Source organism: Streptomyces sp. CoH27 (assembly GCF_020181035.1).
In the GTDB taxonomy this organism is placed as follows: domain Bacteria; phylum Actinomycetota; class Actinomycetes; order Streptomycetales; family Streptomycetaceae; genus Streptomyces; species Streptomyces camelliae.
Genome location: NZ_JAIQYY010000043.1, coordinates 1 through 19,119 on the forward strand (window position 1 = coordinate 1; position 19,119 = coordinate 19,119).

Consider the following 19,119-nt stretch of genomic DNA (forward strand, 5'->3'; position numbering starts at 1 on the left):
CGTTCTGGAGGCGGCGCGGCGGTTGATGGAGGAGGACACCCCGGCTCCCGGCGCGACCGGTCTGATCGCGGGGTTCGGACCCGGCATCACCGCCGAGATGGCCCTCGGCACCTGGGCCGCCGACGCCCCCCGGGTCCTCGCCGCCTGAAGCCCGCGCCCGGACGAAGGAAACCAAGCGTATGACTGACCTCATTCTCCCGGCCGGCGCCGGGCGGAAACTGATCACCCCGGCGCAAGAGGTGACATTCAAGGCCACCAAGGAGATGGGCTCCTCCGTGTCCATCTTCGAGGTGGTCGTGCCGCCCGGATTCGACGTCGGGGCACATGTGCACAGTGAGGCCCAGGAGTTCTTCTACGTCCTGGACGGCGAGCTCGACCTGCTGTGCTTCGAGCCCACCGAGCGCACGGACAGCGCCTGGCACACATGGGTGTCCGCCAAGGGCGACCACGTCGTCCGCGCCGGCGAGGGAAGCTGCATGTTCGTGCCGACCGGCGTCCCGCACGCGTTCCGCAACGCCACGGACAAGCCCGCGAGGATGCTCTTCCAGTGCTTCCCCTCGCCCATCCACGAGGACTACTTCGAGGAGATCGCGGAGATCTGGTCGCGCGGCACCGGGGTCGACCCGGCCGCCGTCGAGGAGATGCGCAAGCGCTACGACGTCGGCCAGCTCACCCCGCTGGTCTACGAACCCCCGGCCCCCCGCATCCCCGGCCAGGACACACACGCGAACAAGAGTGGGAGGTGACCACGATGGAACCGATATCCCTGGTCCACGCGAGTCTCGGCGAGCGTGAACTGGCCGCTGTCGCCGAGGTGTTCGCCTCCGGCTGGCCCGCCGGTCAGGGCCCTCGGGGCAAGGCGCTGGAGGCCCGCCTCGCGGAGAAGTACGGCGTCGCCGACGCCGTCGCGGTCAGCAACTGCGGCGCCGCGCTCCACCTGGCCATGCTCGCCTTCGGCGTCAAGCCGGGCGACGAGGTGATCGTCGCCGACTACGGCTTCCCGGCGCCGGCACAGGCCGCACTCTACGTCGGCGCCACCCCGGTCTTCGCCGACGTACGCCCCGACACCTACACCGTCGACCCGCAGGCGGTGGCCGACCTGGTCACACCGCGCACCGTCGGCATCGTCGCCGTGGACACGGTCGGCATGCCCGCCGACTACACGGAACTGCAGGCGATCGCCGACCGCCACGGCCTGTTCCTCATCGAGGACGCCGCCTGCGCGGTCGGCGCGACCTACCAGGGCCGCCAGGCCGGCTCGCTCGCCGAGGTCGGCTGCCTGTCCTTCCACGGGCGCAAGGGCGCCTCCAGCGGCGAGGGCGGTGCGCTGCTCGCCCGTGACCCCGCGATCGGCAAGGACGCGCGACTGCGCTCCTCCTTCGGCATCGGCAGCATCTTCGACATGGGCAACGTGGTCGGCCTGCCCATCCCGACGTTCACCGAGATCGGCTACAACTTCAAGCTGTCCGACATCGCCGCGGCGATCCTCCAGGTGCAGCTGGGCCGGATCGACGAACTGCTCGCCCGCAGGGACGCCGTGGCCCGGCAGTACGCCGAACTACTCTCCGACGAAGAACTCCTGACGGTGCCCCAGGTCCCTGCGGACCGGACCCACGCCTGGCAGACCTACATGGTCACGCTGGACGCGAGCGTGGACCGCGCCGCGGTCGCCTCCGACCTGCGCGGCCAGGGCATCGGCTGCGGCCACGGCACGTTCGCGGCCCACATCCAGCCGGTGTTCCAGGCGCAGCAGAAGTGCCCGGTGTCCGCGGATCTCGCCGCGCGCCAGCTCGCCATACCCATGCACGCGGAACTCAAGCCGAACCAGGTCGAACGGGTCGTCGACGCCCTCCGCAGCGCGGTGCGCACCCACTCGTCCGTCACCCGGGTCCTCGGAGGGGCAGCATGACGAACAACCGTCCATCACCCGTCGGCATCATGCGGCTGATCAACGGCTACTGGGCCACCGGAATCCTCGCCGCGGCCGCCACCCACAAGGTCTTCACCCACCTGGAGAACGGCGCGCACACGGCCACCGAGCTGGCCGAGCGCGCCGGTATCGCCGAGCGCGGCGCCCAGACCCTCCTCGACGGCCTCGTCAGCGTGGGCCTGGTCGAGCTGCACGAGGGCCGCTACCGCAACACCCCCGAGGCGGCCACCTACCTGGTCGAGGACACCCCCGTCTCGCTCGCCCCGTTCGCCAGGCTCAAGCTGACGCACACGGGCGCCCTCACCGACCTGGCCGAGGTGGTCCGCGTCGGCGGCCCGGTGAAGGACGTGGTGGTCGAGGTCGCCAACAACCCGCACTGGGAGGGCATCGTCACGGCCATCGCCGCACAGTCGGTGCCCGCCGCGACGATCGCCGCCGAGGTGCTCGGGCTGGCCGACGCCGGTGAGATCTCGATCCTCGACGTGGGCGGCGGCTCGGGCATCTACTCGGGCATCTGGCTGGAGGCCAACCCGGCGGCCCGCGCGACCCAGCTCGACTGGGAGCCGATCAACGAGATCGCCCGCCGGCTGCTGGCCGAGCGCGGCGTCGGGGACCGGTTCACCACCCTCGCCGGCGACTTCCACACCACCGACTTCGGCACCGCGCAGTACGACATCGCGGTGTACTCCCACATCGCCCACCAGGAGGGCCCGGAGAGCAACGTGGAGGTCTTCACCAGGCTCCGGCAGGCCCTCAAGCCCGGCGGCACCCTGGTCGTCAACGACTACGTCGTCGACGACGACCGCGGCGGTCCGCAGTTCCCGCTGCTCTTCGCCTCGGAGATGCTGCTCAAGACCCGGCAGGGCAGCACCTGGCGGCGCAGCGACTACCGCGAGTGGCTCGTCAAGGCCGGCTTCGAGGACGTCTCCTTCCACACCGCGGAGCCCGGCACGCTCGTCGTCGCCAAGTAGCCACCGGACAGGCACCGGACGGAAAGTCAGCGAAGGAGCCGCTCATGGCACCTGTGAACGTGTCCGTCATCTACTACAGCGCCACCGGGAACCTGCACGCCCTGGCACGGGCCGCGGTCGAGGGCGCGGAGAAGGCCGGCGCGACCGTGCGCCTGCGCAAGGTCCGTGAACTGGCCCCGCCGGAGGCCATCGAATCCGTCCCGGCCTGGGCCCGGCACATCCAGGACACCGCCGACGTGGAGGTGGCCGGTCTCGACGACCTGAGCTGGGCGGACGCCGTACTGTTCGGCACTCCGACCCGCTTCGGGAACGTTGCCAGCCAGCTGAAGGCGTTCATCGACACCGCGGGCCCGCTGTGGCAGCAGGGCCGGCTGGCCGACAAGGTCGTCTCGGCCTTCACCGCCACCGGCACCGCCCACGGCGGCCAGGAGTCCACCATCCTGGCGCTCAGCAACACCTTCTACCACTGGGGCGGCATCATCGTGCCGCCGGGCTACACCGACCCGGTCCAGTTCCGGACGGGCAATCCGTACGGCACCTCGTACGTCTCCGGTGCGGGCGGCAGCAACGGCCTCCCCGGCGAGGAGGTGCTGCAGGCGGCCCGTCACCAGGCCCGCCGGGTCACGGAGACGGCGGCGGCGCTCAAGGCCGGCCGCGCGGCCTGACGGCCACGGTCCCGGCAGCCTGCGACGCCGCGCCGTCCTGGTATCCCGCACCGAGCCGGCGATCAGCCCGAACATCCATCGCTCATCACAAAGGAGACAGCCCGATGAAGGGCTCCACCGCCTACTCGTCGATACAGAAGCGCGGCCTGCACATCGGTCTCCTGCCGGAGATGGCCGCGGCCGTGAACCCCTCGACACCGATCGTCCTCGACCACGATCTGGACGTCCTGCCCGACGCCGGACGGCGTCTGACGGTCGCCCAGTACGCCGAGCACGTCGCCGACCTGGCCGCCCGGCTGTGGGCGGCCGGCGTCCGCCCCGACGACCACGTCGCGATCTACAAGACGCCGGGTGCCGACCACTGGATGCTCGCCGCCGCGGTCTCCCGCATCGGCGGCGTCGTCGTCAACCTCTCCCCGGCCCTGGACCCCGCGACCGTCGCCGTCCTGCTGGAGCGGGTCGGCCGGCCCACCCTGCTCACCGACGGCACCAAGTTCGACCTGCTCGCCGACCTGCCGCTGACCGACCTCACCACGCGGGTCATCACCTCGGCCTTCGACCGGCCCGGGGCGATCTCGCTCGCGGACCTCGCGGGCGCCCCGCGGGTCAAGCCGGTGGTCCGGCCGATCGACGAGGCCGCCGTCATCACCCACACCTCCGGCACCACCGGAATCCCCAAACTCGTGGTGCACACCCCCCGCACCCAGGGCATCCGCCTCGTACCGCAGTGGCGGCTGCTGTCCCTGCTGCGCAAGAAGGAGACCGTCGCCATCCACGTGCCGTTCGTGCACTCGCGGATGGTCGCGGCGATGTCGCTGGCGCTGCTGAAGGAGTACCCGGTCCTGCTGATGCGGGAGACGGACCCCGCCGTCGTCGCCGAGCACCTCCTCACGCACCGGCCGGCCCTCATCGAGGCGCTGCCCAACTCGCTGATGGACTGGGAGGGGCTGACCGAGGACCCGCGGGCGCCGTTCGGGTCGGTGAAGGTGTTCAGCAGCACCTTCGACGCGATCCACCCCGGGACGATGAGCAAGCTGCTCAAGGCGTCCGACCGGCGCGGGGCCCTGTTCTTCCAGATCTACGGCCAGAGCGAGGTCGGCCCCGCCGTCGGCCGCGCCTACTTCCGCCGCTCCGCCCACAAGGCGAACGGGCGCTGCGTGGGCTGGCAGATGCCCCTGGGCGCGGCGAAGGTGCGCGTCGTCAGCCGCGACGGCGAGCGCCCGACCGAGCAGAACCCCGGCCGCATCGAGGTCGCCTGGCCCGGCCTCGCCAAGACGTACCACGGCGAGCAGGAACGCTACGACGACAACCGCAAGGGCGAGTGGTGGGGGACCGGTGACATCGGCTACTTCACCCGGTTCGGCTGCCTGCACATGCTCGACCGCGAGGTCGACATGATCCCCGGGGTGAAGAGCTCCCTGGAGATCGAGGACGTCGTCCTCGGCAAGCTGCACGAGCTGAGCGAGCTGGTCGTCGTCCAGGGCCCCGACTCCGAGGCGATCCCGGTGATCTGCACCCACGACGACAAACCCCTGGACCCGGCCCGCTGGCGCGAGGCCGTCTCCGCCTTCCCGCAACTGTCCGACCCGATCCAGATCCCCGAGGCCGAACTGCCGCGCACCGCCACCCTGAAGGTGCAGCGCCTCGCACTCGCCGAACGGCTCAAGGCCCAGCTGGACCGATAGCGACCGCTGCCCACCCCCTGACGTCCTGGAGTGTCATGTCCCGCCGCCTGTTCACCTCGGAGTCCGTGACCGAGGGACATCCCGACAAGATCGCCGACCAGATAAGCGATGCCGTTCTCGACGCGCTGCTGCGCCAGGACCCGGCCTCGCGCGTCGCGGTCGAAACCCTCATCACCACCGGCCAGGTGCACATCGCGGGCGAGGTGACCACCTCCGCGTACGCCGACATCGCCTCGCTGGTCCGGGAGAAGATCCTCGACATCGGCTACGACTCCTCGGCCAAGGGCTTCGACGGCGCCTCCTGCGGTGTCTCGGTGTCCATCGGCGCGCAGTCCCCGGACATCGCGCAGGGCGTCGACACGGCGTACGAGTCCCGGGTGCAGGGTGCCGCCGGTGGAGACGCGGACGAGCTGGACCGGCAGGGCGCCGGTGACCAGGGCCTGATGTTCGGGTACGCGACCGACGAGACCCCCGCCCTGATGCCGCTGCCGATCGAGCTGGCCCACCGCCTCTCGCGCCGGCTCACCCACGTCCGCAAGGACGGCACCGTCCCCTACCTGCGCCCCGACGGCAAGACCCAGGTCACCGTCGAGTACCTGGGCAACACCCCGGTCCGCCTGGACACGGTCGTGGTCTCCTCCCAGCACGCGAGCGACATCGACCTCGACGCGCTGCTCACCCCCGACATCCGCCGGCACGTGGTCGAGCCCGTCCTCGCACAGCTCGCCGACGAGGGCATCAAGCTGGAGACCGAGGGCTACCGCCTGCTGGTCAACCCGACCGGCCGCTTCGAGATCGGCGGCCCGATGGGCGACGCCGGCCTGACCGGCCGCAAGATCATCATCGACACCTACGGCGGCATGGCCCGCCACGGCGGCGGCGCCTTCTCGGGCAAGGACCCGTCCAAGGTGGACCGTTCGGCCGCGTACGCGATGCGCTGGGTCGCCAAGAACGTCGTGGCGGCCGGGCTGGCCTCCCGCTGCGAGGTCCAGGTCGCCTACGCGATCGGCAAGGCCGAGCCCGTCGGTCTCTTCGTGGAGACCTTCGGNCGCCCGGCCGCGATCATCCGCGACCTCGACCTGCTCCGCCCGATCTACTCCCAGACGGCGGCCTACGGCCACTTCGGCCGCGAGCTGCCCGACTTCACCTGGGAGCGCACCGACCGCGCCGAGGCCCTGCGCCGGGCGGCCGGCACGAGCTGACGGCACCGCCCGGATCGTCCCACCCCGAGGTTCCACCGTGCTGGAGACGGTCGGCACCCAGGAGTACCAAGCGCTCCGCGGGAAGTGCCGCGAGGGGACGTCGATCGTCTGCGGGCCCGTCGTGGCTGGTCGCGCAGTTCCCCGCGCCCCTTGGGGGCGCTGCCGAACCGCAGCCGGCTTCGCCAGGACCGCTCAGCTCCGGACCAGCCGGACCACCACCGACACCGAAAGAGGTCAGTTGCAATGACACCGGAAGCGACACTGCGGCGGTTTCGCGACTACATGGTCGGACCCTCCCGGTTCATGACCCTGCTCTCCTGCTTCGAGCTGGGCATCATCGACGCGCTGCGGGACCGGCCCGGTCTGACGGCGGCCGAGCTGGGCGAGGTGGCCGGCGCCAAGCCGGACGCCGTGGAACAGCTTCTGCTGCTGCTGGTCAAGGAGGGCTTCGTCGCCCACGACGAGGCCTCCGGCGCCTACACCCTGGACGGGCTCGCGGGCGTCTCCGACAAACTGCTCGAACAGGCCCTCGCCGACCTGAACATGATCAAGGCCGTCACGCTGCGCCAGCTGTTCTACCTCACCGAGAGCGTGCGTACCGGCACGGTCGCCGGCCTCAAGGAGCTGTACGGGTACGACGGCGACCTGTACGGGGCGCTGGGGGAGCTGCCGGAACTGCGCGAGCCCTGGGCCAAGTTGATGAACACCGTCACCGCCCACGTCGACCCCTGGTTCTTCGAGAACGTCGACATCCCGGCCGGGTCCAAGGTGCTCGACCTCGCCGGCAACACCGGCCTCGGTGCCATCAACACGCTCAAGCTGAAGGGCTCGCCCGGCCTTCGGGTGACCAACTTCGACCTGCCGGAGAAGGAGAAGGAGAGCCTGGAGAACTTCCGCGCCCACGGCGTCGAGGACCAGTGCTCGTTCATCGGCGGTGACGTCTTCGAGAAAGTTCCCGCAGGTTTCGACGTCGTTCTGATCAAGCACTTCCTGCCCATGTTCGACAAGAGCGACGTGCTCCGGATCCTCAAGAGCGTCCACCAGTCGCTGGACGCCGGCGCGCAGGTCCACGTATTGGTCCCGGTGTTCCCCGAGAACCTGAAGGACACCGAGAACTACACCGTCGACTTCTACCCCAGCTTCTTCGTCGGCTGCACCATGGGGCAGGGCGGTCCGCAGAAGCTGTCCACCTGGCAGAGCTGGCTTGAGGAGTCCGGCTTCCAGGTGACCAAGGCGATCACCGACGACCCGGCCAACCTGCCGCCGCACGCCCTCACCGTGGAGGCCGTTCTGTCCGCGACGAAGCTCGCCTGACGGACGGTTCAACGGCCCGGGGAGGATCGATGCCGGCGAGTACGGCGGACGCCGTGTCGGGGTCGAGTCCGGGTAGCCGGAGAGCATTGCCGATCTCCGGCTACCCGACCGCACGGGCCTCCTGGGGACTGCCGACGCGGAGATCCGTCGCGTCGATCCAGGAGATCGTCACCACCCGGTCCGGCGCCACGTCCACCGACTCCGCAGCCAGCAGTGCCCAGTCGCGGCAGGAGGCGACGGTCTCGGGCCAGGGGCGGTCGCGGTCGACGTCCCAGTCGATGCCCGGCCCGCCGACGCCGCGGCGTCCGCCGTCGTGCGTGAGCTCCCAGATCCGGAAGTAGAGCACCGCCTGCCCGTGGTCGGCGAGGTCCCGGATCACCTCGGGCAGGTGTTCCACCGGCCAGAGACCGTCCAGTGCGCCGCCCGAGCCGCGCAGCGCGGCAGACCGCGGCGGCAGGACGGGCTCGCGGGCACCCAGTTCGGTGAGCGCCCAGCGCAGCCCCTCGCCCTCGCTGTCGTCGGGTGCCTCCCCGCGCCGCAGGAACGCGTCGTACGCCTGCCGCAGGCATGGCACGGCGCGCCGGACACCCAGTTCGGCCAGGGCCTCGGCGGCCCACTGCCGGACGGTCGCGCTCTCGCTGCCCAGCATGCCGATCAGGATGCCGGCGGGGCGCGGGTCGGCCAGCGCGGTGAACACCTCGATGGCGCACAGCTGCCCGAACGGGTTCAGCGCAGGGGCCGCCGCGATCAGCGGCTCCAGCACGCTCGGGCCCAGGGCGATCAGCGCGTGCTGCGCTTCCTCGGCCACCTCGGTCGACTCCGCGTCCAGTTCGGCCACCCTGCGGGTGATCTCGTCCTCCATGCGCGCCAGTCTGACCCGCGCGGCACACCCGGCGCCGCCCGATTTCCGCCCGGCCCGCGGAGACGGAAGAATCAGCCGAGCACATGGCACACGCTCGAAGGACGTCAATTGACCTCGGACATAAGCACGTTCACCACCCCCTCCGCGGAACGCCCGCCCTCACCCGTCCCCCTCGACTGGGCGGCCGTCGAGGACTGGCTCGGACTGCGGCTGCCGGCCGACTACAAGCGGCTCGCCGACCGGTACGGGCCGCTGGACTTCGGTGAGTACGTGTGGATCCACGTGCCGTGCGTCCAGTGGGACCGCTTCGACTACGGCGAGTGGCTGCGCGCGACGCACCGGGAGGCGCGGATCGCGGCGCGGGAGCTGCCCGAGGCCGAGCGGCCCGTGCTCCACCCCGATCCCGGCGGCCTGCTGGCCTGGGGCTGCACGCGGGGCAGCGACGTACTGTTCTGGGACACCTCGGCCTCCGACGACCCCGACGAGTGGACCGTGGTGGTGCGGCACTCGGGGGCGGTGCCGGGCAGTGGCCTGCTGCGCCGGCACCGGTACGGCCTCACGCTCACCGGCTATCTGCGGCACACCGTCCGCGACACCTGGGAGCTCCCTTCTCCTCCCGGCCCGCTGCTGGGCCCGTTGCCGGGCACCGTCGCGCGGACCGCCTTCCTCCCCGACGCCGAGCCGTGGACCCCGCCCGCGCCGGTCCCGCCTCGGCTCACCGAGGCCGAGCGCCGGCTCGCGCTGGAGACCGGCACCGGGCTGGACGCCCTGCGGCTGCTGTCGCCGCCACCCGCGCGACCGTACCTCGGAGACGGCTCCTGGGAGGGGCTGTTCGCCGAGCTGGGCACACGGCTGCCCGGGGAGTACGTGCGGCTGATGGACGGGTACGGCGCCGGCATCTGGAGCGGGTGGCTGCGTTTCCACACCCCGCTCCGGACCGGCGAGCGGCGTTTCCTCACGCACGTCGAGGACACCGTGGACGCCTACCGGCAGCTCAAGGACGGCCACGAGCAGTGGTACCCGCTGGCCATCTGGCCCGAGCCCGGCGGCTTCCTCCCCTTCGCCAACTCCATCGACGGCGACTACCTCGGCTGGCTCACCGAGGGCGGGGATCCCGACACCTGGCCGCTGATCGTCTGGCCCCGCCACGCGGACCAGGGCCCGCCGCTGGAGGGCGGCCTGATCGACACCCTCCTCGACTGGCAGCGCGGCACGCTGGTCACGCCTGGGTTCGCCGCCCTGGACGAGGACGACGACCCCGTCGAGTTCGCGGACTTCCGGTCCTGGGACGACCGCGCCTACTGGTGAGCTGCCGGTCGGCGATCAACCGGTTGCCCGTCCGGCCGATGCGCCGGGTGTGGCGCTCGCGGCGGCGTTGTACGACGTATCGGTCGAGGCGATGCCCGTGCCGCCGCATTCGGAGTGACCCCCACCAGCCACTGATACCTCAAGAACAGGAGGAGTAATCGCCCCAGGTGGCGCCATTGGCGTAGGCGTGCCAGGAGCCGCCGGCCTCGGAGCAGCCGGTGGGACTGGTGACGACCGCCTGCCAGGTGTCGGGGTTCGCTGAGTGGATGGGCACCCACGCGGTGTACACGTCCTGCGTCGGGCCATCGACCGTGTCGCCGGTGGCGCACGCCTGCGGCACGTAGTTCAGCGTCTGCACGCACGGGTGCGCCGAATAGCGGTTTCCCTGGTAGCTTCCGAAGCCCCTGTGGATGCTCCAGAAGTTGTAGGAGTACTGGAAGTGGGCTCGGACATTGCCGCAGCTGTCGTACTGCTGCTCCACCTGGCCGCCGTACATGGTGTCGATGTTGATGCTGCCGGGGTTGCCGATGTCGATGATGGTGCAACTGGCCGGGGTGGCCTGCGCGGTGGCGGCCCGCGCGGTGCTGCCGACGCCGATGGCGGCGCTGCCGGTGAGGGCCAGGGTCGCGGCGGCCGTGGCGATGGCGCGTCGGCTTGTGCGGAATGTGAGCATGGGTGACTTCCCCCCTGTGAGTGGCGCCGCTGGTGGGGCGCCGTTAGATGTTCTCTCTGGCGCGTCGTGCGTCGCCGCTTGGGCCGGCTGCGCGAAGCGGCCGCCGACCAGGCTGCTTTTGGGTGGCCGAGTGGAGTCTCGTTTCCCACACGAGTTCACACACCTGGGTGGCGCTGTTGGTCAACTTTGAGTCTAGGGGCGACAACGTCTCTTGTGGAGTGTCGAGTTGCACGGTGAAGAGGGGGTTCCGGTGCCGCAGTGCACAGCGGCCGAGATGAGCGCAGGTTGTGTGCCCGCGTCTCAGACATCACAGCCGTACCGGCAGGCTGGCGCCTCACGGTGCCTGGGGCAGGTGGAACTCGTCGCCGTCTTCCCGCTGTGCGAGGGGGCTGGGTCACCACGGCGGAGCTGCCCGAGGATGTGGCTGCGCGCATGGCCCTCGACCTTGAGCTGGTTCACGTGCGTCAACGCGTTCACCCGCAGCTTCTCCGCCACCACGTCACGAGCAGGTCCGCGACTACGGGCTGCCGGCCACCGAGGGCAAGCGGGACGACCCGCGTTGGCCCGGCTTCGCCCGCCGCCACGGCTTCGACACTCATCGGCACCAACCGCTCAATCAGACCGGTCATGTACCGCTCAATGAGCGATCACGCCAAAGGAAACGACGCCTTAGGACAGAATCTGACCTCAATGCCTCGTAGCGTGGTCCTCGACCGATGGAACAGGAACACCGGAAGGCGGAGACCATGACCTTCAACGAGACGACCACCCGCGACCTGGCCGGGGCCCCGGCCGTCACCGGTGAGCGTGCCGACTTGCTGGAGATGCTGGCCAAGCACCGGCACTTCCTGCGCTTCACCACCCGTGACCTCACCGACGAGCAGGCCGGGCTGCGGACCACCGCCAGCGAGCTCTGCCTGGGCGGCCTGATCAAGCACGTCGCCGCGGTCGAGCGGAACTGGGTGGACTTCATCCTGAACGGCCCAGCGGCGGTGGGGGACTTCACGGCCATGACCGAGGCCGACTGGGCCCGGCGGGCCGACCAGTTCCGGCTGCTGCCCGGCGAGACGCTGACCGGTGTACTGGCCGACTACGCCGAGGTGGCACGCCGGACCGACGACCTGGTCGCCACTCTGCCTGACCTGGAGGCCACGCAGCCGCTGCCGAAAGCCCCGTGGTTCGAGCCCGGCGCGCAGTGGTCGGCCCGTCGGGTGCTGATGCACATCGTCACCGAGACCGCACAGCACGCCGGCCACGCCGACATCATCCGCGAGTCTTTGGACGGCGCCAAAAGCATGGGCTGAGTGCATCGTGTGCCGGATCTGCCGTCGCTGCGTGTACGTGCCCGTTCCGGCACCTGCATCGGTAACCGTCTAGGGCAGTTCAGGCAGCGCCCCGGGCCAGGATCCGCCCCCCATCCAGCCTCACCACCTGGTCCGCCGCCGTCAGCCCCTCCCGTTCATGGGCCACCAGAAGGGTCGTCCGGCCCCGCGTGGCATCGAGGATGTCCGCCAGTACGGCGGACGCCGTGTCGGGGTCGAGTCCCTCGGTGGGCTCGTCCAGGACCAGGACGGGCGGGTCGGCGAGCAGGGCGCGGGCCAGCAGGAGCCGGCTGCGCTGGCCGCCCGAGACCTCGGTGCCGTCCTGGCCGATGAACGTGTCGAAGCCCTTGGGCAGCGACTCGATCCAGTCCAGGATCCGCGCCCGGCGTGCCGCGTCGCGCAGCTCGGCGTCGGTGGCCCCGGGCCGGGCCAGCAGGAGGTTGGCGCGGATCGTGGCGTGGAAGACGTGGGCGTCCTGCGTCATGCCGGTGATCACGCGCCGTACGTCGGAACCGGCGCAGTCGCGCAGTTCGTGTCCGGCGAGGCGGATGCTTCCGGACTCGTAGTCGACGAACCGCATGAGCGCCGCGATCAGCGTCGACTTCCCCGAGCCGCTGGCGCCGAGCAGCACCGTGCACCGGCCGGCCGACAGGTGCAGGCTCACGCCGTCCAGTGCCGGGGGAGCGTCTGTACTGTGACGCACCGTCAGGTTCGTGATCCGCACGCCGATCGGGCCGTCCGCGGTGAGTGCGGCGGGCGCGGCCGGCTCGGTGACCGGGGGCGGGGTGTCGAAGAGGTCGGCCAGCCGGGCTGCGCGGGCGCGTACTTCGGCGAGGCGGAACGCGGCCGCCGGGAGCGCTTCCAGGGCCTCGAAGGACACCAGAGCGAGGACTGCCAGCACCGTCAGGTGGACGGAGGGCAGCCTCCCGTCGGCGTGGGCGTGCAGCGCGGTCCAGGTGACGGCGACCAGGGCCGTGCCCTGGAGCAGCAGGAGCACGGCGGAGGCCAGCGAGGTGGTCAGGGCGCGGTGCCGTTCCAGGCGGGCGATGCGGGAGGCGGCCCGGCGGGCGCGCTCGGCGGCCCGGTCCCGGGCGCCGTACGCGGCGAGGTCCGCCGCCCCCTGGGTCAAGTCCACGACATGCGCGGCGAGTTCGGCCCGTACCGCCGCCTGTTCCCGGCCCGCCCGGTGGGCCACGGCGAGCACCGCCGCCGGGACGAGCAGGGCGGCCGCGGCGAGCAGCAGCCCGAGCAGCAGGCCCGCCTGGGGCAGCAGCAGCGCGGCCGTCGTGGTGGCGGCGACACACACCGCGCCGGCGGCCACGGCCGGCAGCAGGACCCGCAGCAGCAGGTCCTGGGCGGCATCCACGTCGTCGACGAGGCGGGTCAGCAGGTCGCCGCTGCGGAAGGCGGGCGTGCCCGCGGGCGCGAGGGGCACCAGCGCCTCGTACACCCGGGTGCGGAAGCCCGCGACGGCCCGCAGGACACCGTCGTGGCCGAGCAGCCGGTCGACGTAGCGCAGGGCTCCGCGGCCCAGTGCCAGGGCGCGTACGGCGACGATCGCGAGGCTCACCGAGGCGATCAGCGGCTGCTGTGCGGCCCGCGTGATCAGCCAGGACGCGGTGGCCATGAGCGCGGCGGCGGCCAGTTCGCTGCCGGCCGCGGCGAGCGCGGCCGGCAGCAGCCTGCGCCAGTACGGCACGAGGTGGCGTGCGAGGCGCAGGGTGGAGCGGGACCCGCCCGAGGGCCGGACGGGGGTTACAGCCGTCGGGCGGGGGTCTGTGCGGCTCGCGGCCGCCGTGTGCAGGGTGGTCATGCGGTCACCGGCCCTTCCGCGGGCACCAGTTGGGGAGTCTGGAGGTGACCGGCGCGCACTGTGACGATCCGGTCGGCGTACGGCAGCAGGCTCGTGCGGTGGGCCACCACGATCGCGGTGCGGCCCTGCAAGAGGCGCACCGTGGCACGGGTGACGGCGGCCTCGCTGTCGGGGTCGAGGTGCGCGGTCGGCTCGTCGAGGAGCAGCACGGGAGCGTCCTTGAGGAAGGCGCGGGCGAGCGCGATGCGCTGGCGCTGACCGGCGGACAGGCCCGCGCCGTGCTCGCCGAGCGGGGTGTCGTAGCCCTGCGGCAGTGCCTCGATGAAGTGGTCGGCGTACGCGTCCCGGGCCGCCTGCCGTACCTCGGCGTCGCTCGCGTCGGGGCGCCCGAGCCGGATGTTGTCCGCGACGGACGCCGCGAACAGGTGCGGCCGCTGCGGCACCCACGCCAGCCCCGCACGCCAGTCGTCGGGGTCGAGGCGGGCCAGATCGGTGCCGCCGACTGTGATCCGGCCCGCCGAGGGCGTCACGAAACCGAGCAGCAGGGCGAGCAGCGTGGACTTGCCCGCGCCGCTGGGGCCGACCAGGGCGATGTGCTCACCGGGGCCGACGTGCAGGGACACATGGTCCAGGGCGGGGGTGGTACGGCCCGGGTAGTGGACGGTGACGCCCTCCATGTGCAGGGGGGCCGTGCGGGCGTCGGGTGTCGGAAAACGGTCGGCCTGGTGCTCGGCACCCGCCACGTCCTCGTCGAGGACCGCGAAGACCTGCTCGGCCACCGTGATGCCCTCGGCACTCTCGTGGAACGCGGCGCCCATCGCCCGCAGCGGCACATAGGCCTCGGGGGCGAGGAACAGCACGATCAGGGCCGTACGCAGGTCCATCGTGCCGTCCAGCAGCCGCAGTCCGACCGGTACGGCGACCAGAGCCACGGACAGGGTGGCGACCGTCTCCAGGACGAAGGACGACAGGAACGCCACCCGCAGGGTGCGCATCGTGGCCCTGCGGTGGGCGTCGGCCATCTCGCCGACCCGCCGGGCCTGGTACTGCTCACGGCCGAACGCGCGCAGCGTCGGCAGCCCGGCCACGACGTCCAGGAAGTGACCGCCGAGCCGGGCCAGCAGCCGCCACTGCCGGGCCGTGCGCCGGGAGGTGTGCAGGCCGACGAGCGCGCCGAAGACCGGGATCAGCGGCAGCGTGACGACGATGATCAGCGCCGAGGACCAGTCGGTCGCGAACAGCCAGGCGAGGACCGTGACGGGTACCACGGCGGCCGCCGCGGTCGTGGGCAGCGAGCTGGTGACGTAGGGGTCCAGGGCGTCGAGGCCGCGCAGCAGCAAGGTGGCCGTCTCGCCGTGGCGGCGGGACGCCAGTGTGAGCGGCGCGGTGCGGCTGAGCCGGTCCGTGAGCCGCTCGCGCAGCGTGTGCTTGGCGTCGGCGGCGGCGCGGTGCGCGAGCACACCGCGCGCCCAGGCGAGAGCCGCCCGCCCGGCCACGACGGCGCCCAGCGCGGCCAGTGCCGCGAAGGTGACGTCGTGGCCGGCGAAGCCGTCCGCGAGGACCGTCGCGAGCAGGGTCGCCTGCGCGACGACGAGCCCCGCGGCGAGGAACGCCGTGGCCGTGGAGCTCGCCAAGTGGCGCCGCAGCACGGGCAGTTCCCGCACCAGGCGGCGTTCGACCGGTTTCATGCGCGCTCCCTCCCCGTACGGCCGCGGCTCACCAGCGGTTGCTCAGAAGTAGCTGAGATGACGGCGCCCCGTGCGTCCCCGGAAGGCCCACCAGCTCCACGCCTGGTAGGCGAGGATCGTGGGCACGATGAAGACACCGAAGACACTGAGGATCTTCAGCGTCTCGTGGTCGGTGACGGCGTCGTCGATGTGCAGGCCGTGGCCCGCCTTGGTGATCAGCAGGTACGGGTACTGCCCCGCCCCCAGCAGGAGTACCGGCAGCGCGGTGGCCAGACAGGTGGACACGAACGCGCGGACGTGGTTCCCGGTGGACAGGGACCACCAGGCGGCGCCGTACGCCGCGAAGACGGCGGCGGCGAGGATCACGGAGGTGGTCCTGTTCGTCATGTGGGCGCCCTCGCCGAAGAGGGTGAGCAGCAGGGCGATCAGCCCCGCCGCCGCGCTCACGGCGATCAGCCTGCCGCCCAACTGCCGTGCTTTGTCCACCAGTTCGGGCTCCGTGGCGCGTACGGCGACGAAGGCGGCGCCGTGGGCGGCGAACAGCAGCAGGACGGTCGTGCCGCAGGCCAGTACGAACGGGTGGAACACCTCGCCGAACCCGACGTGGAAGGTGCCGTCGGCGCGCCGGGGCACACCGTGCAGGAGCAGGCCCACCACCAGTCCCCAGCACACGGCGGGCAGCGCGCCGCCGACGACGACCAGCGCGTCCCAGACGCGCCGGGCGCCCGCACCGCGGGAGCGGCGGCGCAGCTGGACGGCGGCGTTGCCGAGGACCAGCCCGGCGAGGATGGCCACGAGCAGCGGGTACAGCCCGGACAGCAGGTTGCCCTCCAGGTGCGGGAAGGCGCCGAACATCACACCCGCGAAGGCGACCAGCCACACCTCGTTGCCGAGGAAGAACGGGGCGATGGCGTCCAGCGCGGGGTTCTGGCCGCTCCGCTCGGCCTGCTGATCCTCCCGGGGACCGCCGAGGAAGGGATGGAGCATCTGTACGCCGTAGTCGTATCCGCCGAGCACGAAGTACCCGGCGAGCATCAGGCCGAGCACGCCCAGCCAGGCGGTCTCCAGACTCATGTCGCTCAACTCTTTCGGTTCGAGGGCCGGTTCAGAACGCCGGGGCGGGCTGCTTGTCGTCGATGCCGCCCACGGGGCCCTCGGGCAGCTCTTCGGACAGCGGTTCGGTGGCGCCTATCTGGGCCGAGTCGGGGCCGCGTACGGCGAAGCGGGTGATCAGGGTCCAGTTGGTGACCGCCAGCGCGACGAAGATCGCGATGAAGACGGTGCAGGAGGCGATCAGGGAGGTCCTGCTGACGTGGGAGACGGCGTCCTCGACCTTCAACTGGCCGTAGACCAGCCAGGGCTGACGCCCGACCTCGCGCACGACCCAGCCGCCGACCGAGGCGATGAAGGTCAACGGGATCATCGCGACCATCGTGTAGGCGAGCCAGCGCCGGCGCCCCAGCCAGCGCACCAGCCGGTCCTTCAGCAGCAGGAACACGGCGATGAACGTGATGGTCGAGATGGTGTTGCCGATGATCTGCATCGAGTCCATGCCGATGTGCACCCAGCTCTCGTGCGGCACATAGTTGCCCGGCCCGTGCTGCTCGACGAGCCGGCGCTGCGCCTCGGCGACGCCGGAGTCCTTCAGGACGGCGTACTTCATGGGCTGCGTCCGCTTGATCACCGGCAGCTGCAGCTGGCCGACGACGACCACGAAGAAGGAGGCGAGCATGGCCACCCAGGTGCCCAGCCGCAGCGAGCTGCGGAACAGCTCGGTCTCCTTGGTGCCGCGGGCGAAGTGCCAGGCGCTGACGCCGAGCATGAACACACCGCCGGTGGTGAGCGCGGCGAGCACGATGTGTTCGAGGGCGACCAGGGCGTTGGCGTTGGTGAGCAGCGCCCCGAAGTCGGTCAGGTAGGCGGCGTTGCCGCGGACCTCGTAGCCGACGGGGTGCTGCAGGAAGCCGTTGGCGACGAGGATGAAGTACCCGGAGGCGTACGCGGTCAGGGCGACCAGCCAGATGAGCGTGACGTGCACGCCCCGGCGCAGCTGGCCCCACCCGAATATCCACATGCCGAGGAAGGTGGACTCGGCGAAGAAGGCGATGAGGGTTTCCAGGGCGAGCGGGGCGCCGAAGACGTTGCCCGCGAACTTGCTCAGGCCGCTCCAGCTGAGCCCGAACTGGAACTCCATGACGAGGCCGGTGACGATGCCGACCGCGTAGTTGATGACGTACAGCTGGCCCCAGAAGCGGGTCATGCGCTCGCGCACGGCCCGCTTGGCGGGGTCCTTGGTATAGGCGGCCCGGGTGTGCATGAAGGCCACGAGCGGGACGAGACCCATGGTGAGGATCACGAACAGCCAGTGGATTCCGGTGGTGGCCGCGAACTGGAGCCGGGCCAGATCCGCAGCGCTCATGGCGGGACCTTCCTTGCCGGAGGGTGACGGGAACAGGACGGATGTGTGCGCGGGGCCCTCGCGTCGCGTGTACAGGCACCGGGCACCGTTGCCCGTCACCTGCGCGGTGACCTCGGTTGAGACCGTAGGAACAATGCTTATGCATTTCCAAGACCGGTTCAGCCATGGGACGATGCCTCGACAGGCATAAGTGAAGGTGGACCGTGGATCTGCTGCAATTGCGCTATTTCCAGGCTGTAGCACGTCTTGAGCACATCAGCCGCGCCGCGGAGGAACTGCGCATCGCGCAGCCCTCGCTCAGCCGCACCATCGCACGCCTGGAGCGCGAGATCGGCTCCCCGCTGTTCGAGCGGCACGGCCGCGGGATCAGGCTCAACGAGTACGGGACGATGTTCCTGCGCCATGTCGACAGCGCCCTCAGCGAGCTCGACGACGGCATCAGGGCCGTCCGCGAGGCCGGTGACCTGGGGCTCGGCCGGGTCAGCATCGCCTGCGAGACCCTGCTGACCATCACCACGGTCCTCGGCAGCTTCCGCGCCACCCAGCCCCGCGCCGACGTACGGCTCTTCCAGTCCGACGCGGCGGAGATGGAACGCCGGCTGCGCGTCGGCGAGGTCGACTTCTGCGTCGCCTCCCAGCCGCTGACCGGCCCGAACCTGGAGTCGATCGAGCTGATCCGGGAGGAGGTGCTGCTCGCCGTGCCGCGCGGCCACTGGCTGGACGGCCGGGAGAGCGTGACGATCCGCGAGATCGCCGACGAGCCCTTCGTCACCACCCGCAAGACCCACTGGCAACGCGCCCTGCTGGACCGGCTGTTCGCCTCCGAGGGGCTCAGCCCGGTGGTGTCCTGCGAGGGCGACGAGGCGGGCGCGAGCCAGGTGCTGATCAGCGCCGGACTCGGCATCGGCCTGATCCCGGCGATGTCCCGGCAGGCCGGCACCGACACCCGGGTGCCGGTGGCCTGGGTGCACGTGGCCGCCCCCGCCTGCCACCGGGTGCTCACCCTGGTCTGGCGGCGCGACGCCTACCTGTCCGAAGCCGCCCTGAAATTCCGGGAGTTCATCACTTCCCGGCCGTTCATGACCCACCGTCTGCCCGACCCGCGCCGCCACACGCCCGAGCGGTCCTCAAGCCGAGCTCCACATGGACGCTGAAAAAATCCTCTGGTACGGTCCGTACCGGTTGGCGAGGTGTCGCGTCCCCACCGACTCTTGAGCAGTGCTCCACCCTTCTTCGACGGCCGCCCGGCCGGTGTCCGCGTCACCCT

The 19,119-nt window shown here is 71.3% G+C and carries 16 protein-coding genes and 1 pseudogene; 11 read left to right on the plus strand and 6 right to left on the minus strand.

Annotated elements, in window-relative coordinates; translation table 11 throughout:
- From LE548_RS40650 to LE548_RS40685, 8 genes and pseudogenes are all read left to right on the plus strand, one after another.
- Nucleotides 1-148 (plus strand): annotated as a pseudogene (locus LE548_RS40650) (type III polyketide synthase); the annotation flags it as partial.
- 31 nt (nucleotides 149-179) lie between these two features.
- On the plus strand, nucleotides 180-746 hold the full coding sequence (locus LE548_RS40655) for a cupin domain-containing protein (protein WP_225102077.1): 567 nt from the start codon (nucleotides 180-182) through the stop codon (nucleotides 744-746).
- Nucleotides 747-751: 5 nt separating this feature from the next.
- Nucleotides 752-1,909: a DegT/DnrJ/EryC1/StrS aminotransferase family protein gene (locus tag LE548_RS40660; RefSeq protein ID WP_225102078.1), complete on the plus strand. Its 1,158-nt coding sequence runs from the start codon at nucleotides 752-754 to the stop codon at nucleotides 1,907-1,909.
- Nucleotides 1,906-2,901 carry a class I SAM-dependent methyltransferase gene (locus tag LE548_RS40665; RefSeq protein WP_225102079.1) on the plus strand — a complete coding sequence of 332 codons (996 nt, stop codon included), beginning with the start codon at nucleotides 1,906-1,908 and terminating at the stop codon, nucleotides 2,899-2,901. The genes LE548_RS40660 and LE548_RS40665 overlap by 4 nt, the downstream gene beginning before the upstream one ends.
- 44 nt (nucleotides 2,902-2,945) lie before the next feature.
- Nucleotides 2,946-3,566: an NAD(P)H:quinone oxidoreductase gene (gene wrbA, locus LE548_RS40670; RefSeq protein WP_225102080.1), complete on the plus strand. Its 621-nt coding sequence runs from the start codon at nucleotides 2,946-2,948 to the stop codon at nucleotides 3,564-3,566.
- A gap of 104 nt (nucleotides 3,567-3,670) precedes the next feature.
- Nucleotides 3,671-5,251: a class I adenylate-forming enzyme family protein gene (locus tag LE548_RS40675; RefSeq protein ID WP_225102081.1), complete on the plus strand. Its 1,581-nt coding sequence runs from the start codon at nucleotides 3,671-3,673 to the stop codon at nucleotides 5,249-5,251.
- Nucleotides 5,252-5,286: 35 nt separating this feature from the next.
- Nucleotides 5,287-6,453: a methionine adenosyltransferase gene (gene metK, locus LE548_RS40680; protein ID WP_225102082.1), complete on the plus strand. Its 1,167-nt coding sequence runs from the start codon at nucleotides 5,287-5,289 to the stop codon at nucleotides 6,451-6,453.
- A 303-nt stretch (nucleotides 6,454-6,756) separates the two neighbouring features.
- A complete protein-coding gene (locus LE548_RS40685; protein WP_225102083.1) occupies nucleotides 6,757-7,767 on the plus strand; it encodes a methyltransferase in 1,011 nt (336 codons plus the stop codon).
- 100 nt (nucleotides 7,768-7,867) lie between these two features.
- On the opposite strand, the gene LE548_RS40690 is transcribed toward LE548_RS40685, so the two are convergent.
- Nucleotides 7,868-8,629, minus strand: coding sequence for a HEAT repeat domain-containing protein (locus tag LE548_RS40690; protein WP_225102084.1), 762 nt, complete (start codon nucleotides 8,627-8,629; stop codon nucleotides 7,868-7,870).
- A gap of 108 nt (nucleotides 8,630-8,737) precedes the next feature.
- Here LE548_RS40690 and LE548_RS40695 point away from each other — a divergent pair, with 108 nt between their 5' ends.
- Nucleotides 8,738-9,937 carry an SMI1/KNR4 family protein gene (locus tag LE548_RS40695; protein ID WP_225102085.1) on the plus strand — a complete coding sequence of 400 codons (1,200 nt, stop codon included), beginning with the start codon at nucleotides 8,738-8,740 and terminating at the stop codon, nucleotides 9,935-9,937.
- 139 nt (nucleotides 9,938-10,076) lie between these two features.
- Here the strand turns inward: LE548_RS40695 and LE548_RS40700 are convergent, their stop codons facing one another.
- Nucleotides 10,077-10,610 carry a hypothetical protein gene (locus LE548_RS40700; RefSeq protein ID WP_225102086.1) on the minus strand — a complete coding sequence of 178 codons (534 nt, stop codon included), beginning with the start codon at nucleotides 10,608-10,610 and terminating at the stop codon, nucleotides 10,077-10,079.
- Nucleotides 10,611-11,356: 746 nt separating this feature from the next.
- Here LE548_RS40700 and LE548_RS40705 point away from each other — a divergent pair.
- The gene (locus LE548_RS40705; protein ID WP_225102171.1) at nucleotides 11,357-11,914 is read left to right on the plus strand and encodes a DinB family protein; all 558 of its coding nucleotides are present in this window, start codon (nucleotides 11,357-11,359) and stop codon (nucleotides 11,912-11,914) included.
- Between the two features lie 79 nt (nucleotides 11,915-11,993).
- Here LE548_RS40705 and cydC read toward each other — a convergent pair whose 3' ends face one another.
- Genes cydC through LE548_RS40725 form a run of 4 tightly spaced genes read right to left on the minus strand, consistent with a single transcriptional unit; the run spans nucleotide 11,994 to nucleotide 17,852 of the window.
- Entirely contained in the window at nucleotides 11,994-13,745 is a 1,752-nt protein-coding gene (gene cydC / locus LE548_RS40710; protein WP_225102087.1) for a thiol reductant ABC exporter subunit CydC, read from the minus strand.
- On the minus strand, nucleotides 13,742-15,433 hold the full coding sequence (cydD, locus tag LE548_RS40715) for a thiol reductant ABC exporter subunit CydD (RefSeq protein WP_225102088.1): 1,692 nt from the start codon (nucleotides 15,431-15,433) through the stop codon (nucleotides 13,742-13,744). Before cydD ends, cydC begins: the two co-directional genes overlap by 4 nt.
- Before the next feature lie 42 nt (nucleotides 15,434-15,475).
- Nucleotides 15,476-16,507 (minus strand): cytochrome d ubiquinol oxidase subunit II, encoded by a 1,032-nt coding sequence (locus LE548_RS40720; protein ID WP_225102089.1) that lies wholly within the window; start codon nucleotides 16,505-16,507, stop codon nucleotides 15,476-15,478.
- Nucleotides 16,508-16,538: 31 nt separating this feature from the next.
- Complete coding sequence (locus LE548_RS40725) at nucleotides 16,539-17,852, minus strand: cytochrome ubiquinol oxidase subunit I (RefSeq protein WP_225102090.1); 1,314 nt, start codon at nucleotides 17,850-17,852, stop codon at nucleotides 16,539-16,541.
- Nucleotides 17,853-18,055: 203 nt separating this feature from the next.
- On the opposite strand from LE548_RS40725, the gene LE548_RS40730 reads away from it, so the two are divergent.
- Nucleotides 18,056-19,006, plus strand: a complete 951-nt coding sequence (locus LE548_RS40730) for a LysR family transcriptional regulator (RefSeq protein ID WP_225102091.1) — start codon at nucleotides 18,056-18,058, stop codon at nucleotides 19,004-19,006.
- Nucleotides 19,007-19,119: the final 113 nt, after the last annotated feature.

Coding starts and splice junctions, on each gene's coding strand:
- LE548_RS40660 (WP_225102078.1), top strand. CDS start 752: ATGGAACCGATATCCCTGGTCCACGCGAGTCTCGGCGAGCGTGAACTG.
- LE548_RS40705 (WP_225102171.1), top strand. CDS start 11,357: ATGACCTTCAACGAGACGACCACCCGCGACCTGGCCGGGGCCCCGGCC.
- LE548_RS40720 (WP_225102089.1), bottom strand. CDS start 16,507: ATGAGTCTGGAGACCGCCTGGCTGGGCGTGCTCGGCCTGATGCTCGCC.
- LE548_RS40665 (WP_225102079.1), top strand. CDS start 1,906: ATGACGAACAACCGTCCATCACCCGTCGGCATCATGCGGCTGATCAAC.
- cydC (WP_225102087.1), bottom strand. CDS start 13,745: ATGACCACCCTGCACACGGCGGCCGCGAGCCGCACAGACCCCCGCCCG.
- LE548_RS40690 (WP_225102084.1), bottom strand. CDS start 8,629: ATGGAGGACGAGATCACCCGCAGGGTGGCCGAACTGGACGCGGAGTCG.
- LE548_RS40700 (WP_225102086.1), bottom strand. CDS start 10,610: ATGCTCACATTCCGCACAAGCCGACGCGCCATCGCCACGGCCGCCGCG.
- cydD (WP_225102088.1), bottom strand. CDS start 15,433: ATGAAACCGGTCGAACGCCGCCTGGTGCGGGAACTGCCCGTGCTGCGG.
- LE548_RS40655 (WP_225102077.1), top strand. CDS start 180: ATGACTGACCTCATTCTCCCGGCCGGCGCCGGGCGGAAACTGATCACC.
- wrbA (WP_225102080.1), top strand. CDS start 2,946: ATGGCACCTGTGAACGTGTCCGTCATCTACTACAGCGCCACCGGGAAC.
- LE548_RS40685 (WP_225102083.1), top strand. CDS start 6,757: ATGACCCTGCTCTCCTGCTTCGAGCTGGGCATCATCGACGCGCTGCGG.
- LE548_RS40675 (WP_225102081.1), top strand. CDS start 3,671: ATGAAGGGCTCCACCGCCTACTCGTCGATACAGAAGCGCGGCCTGCAC.
- LE548_RS40725 (WP_225102090.1), bottom strand. CDS start 17,852: ATGAGCGCTGCGGATCTGGCCCGGCTCCAGTTCGCGGCCACCACCGGA.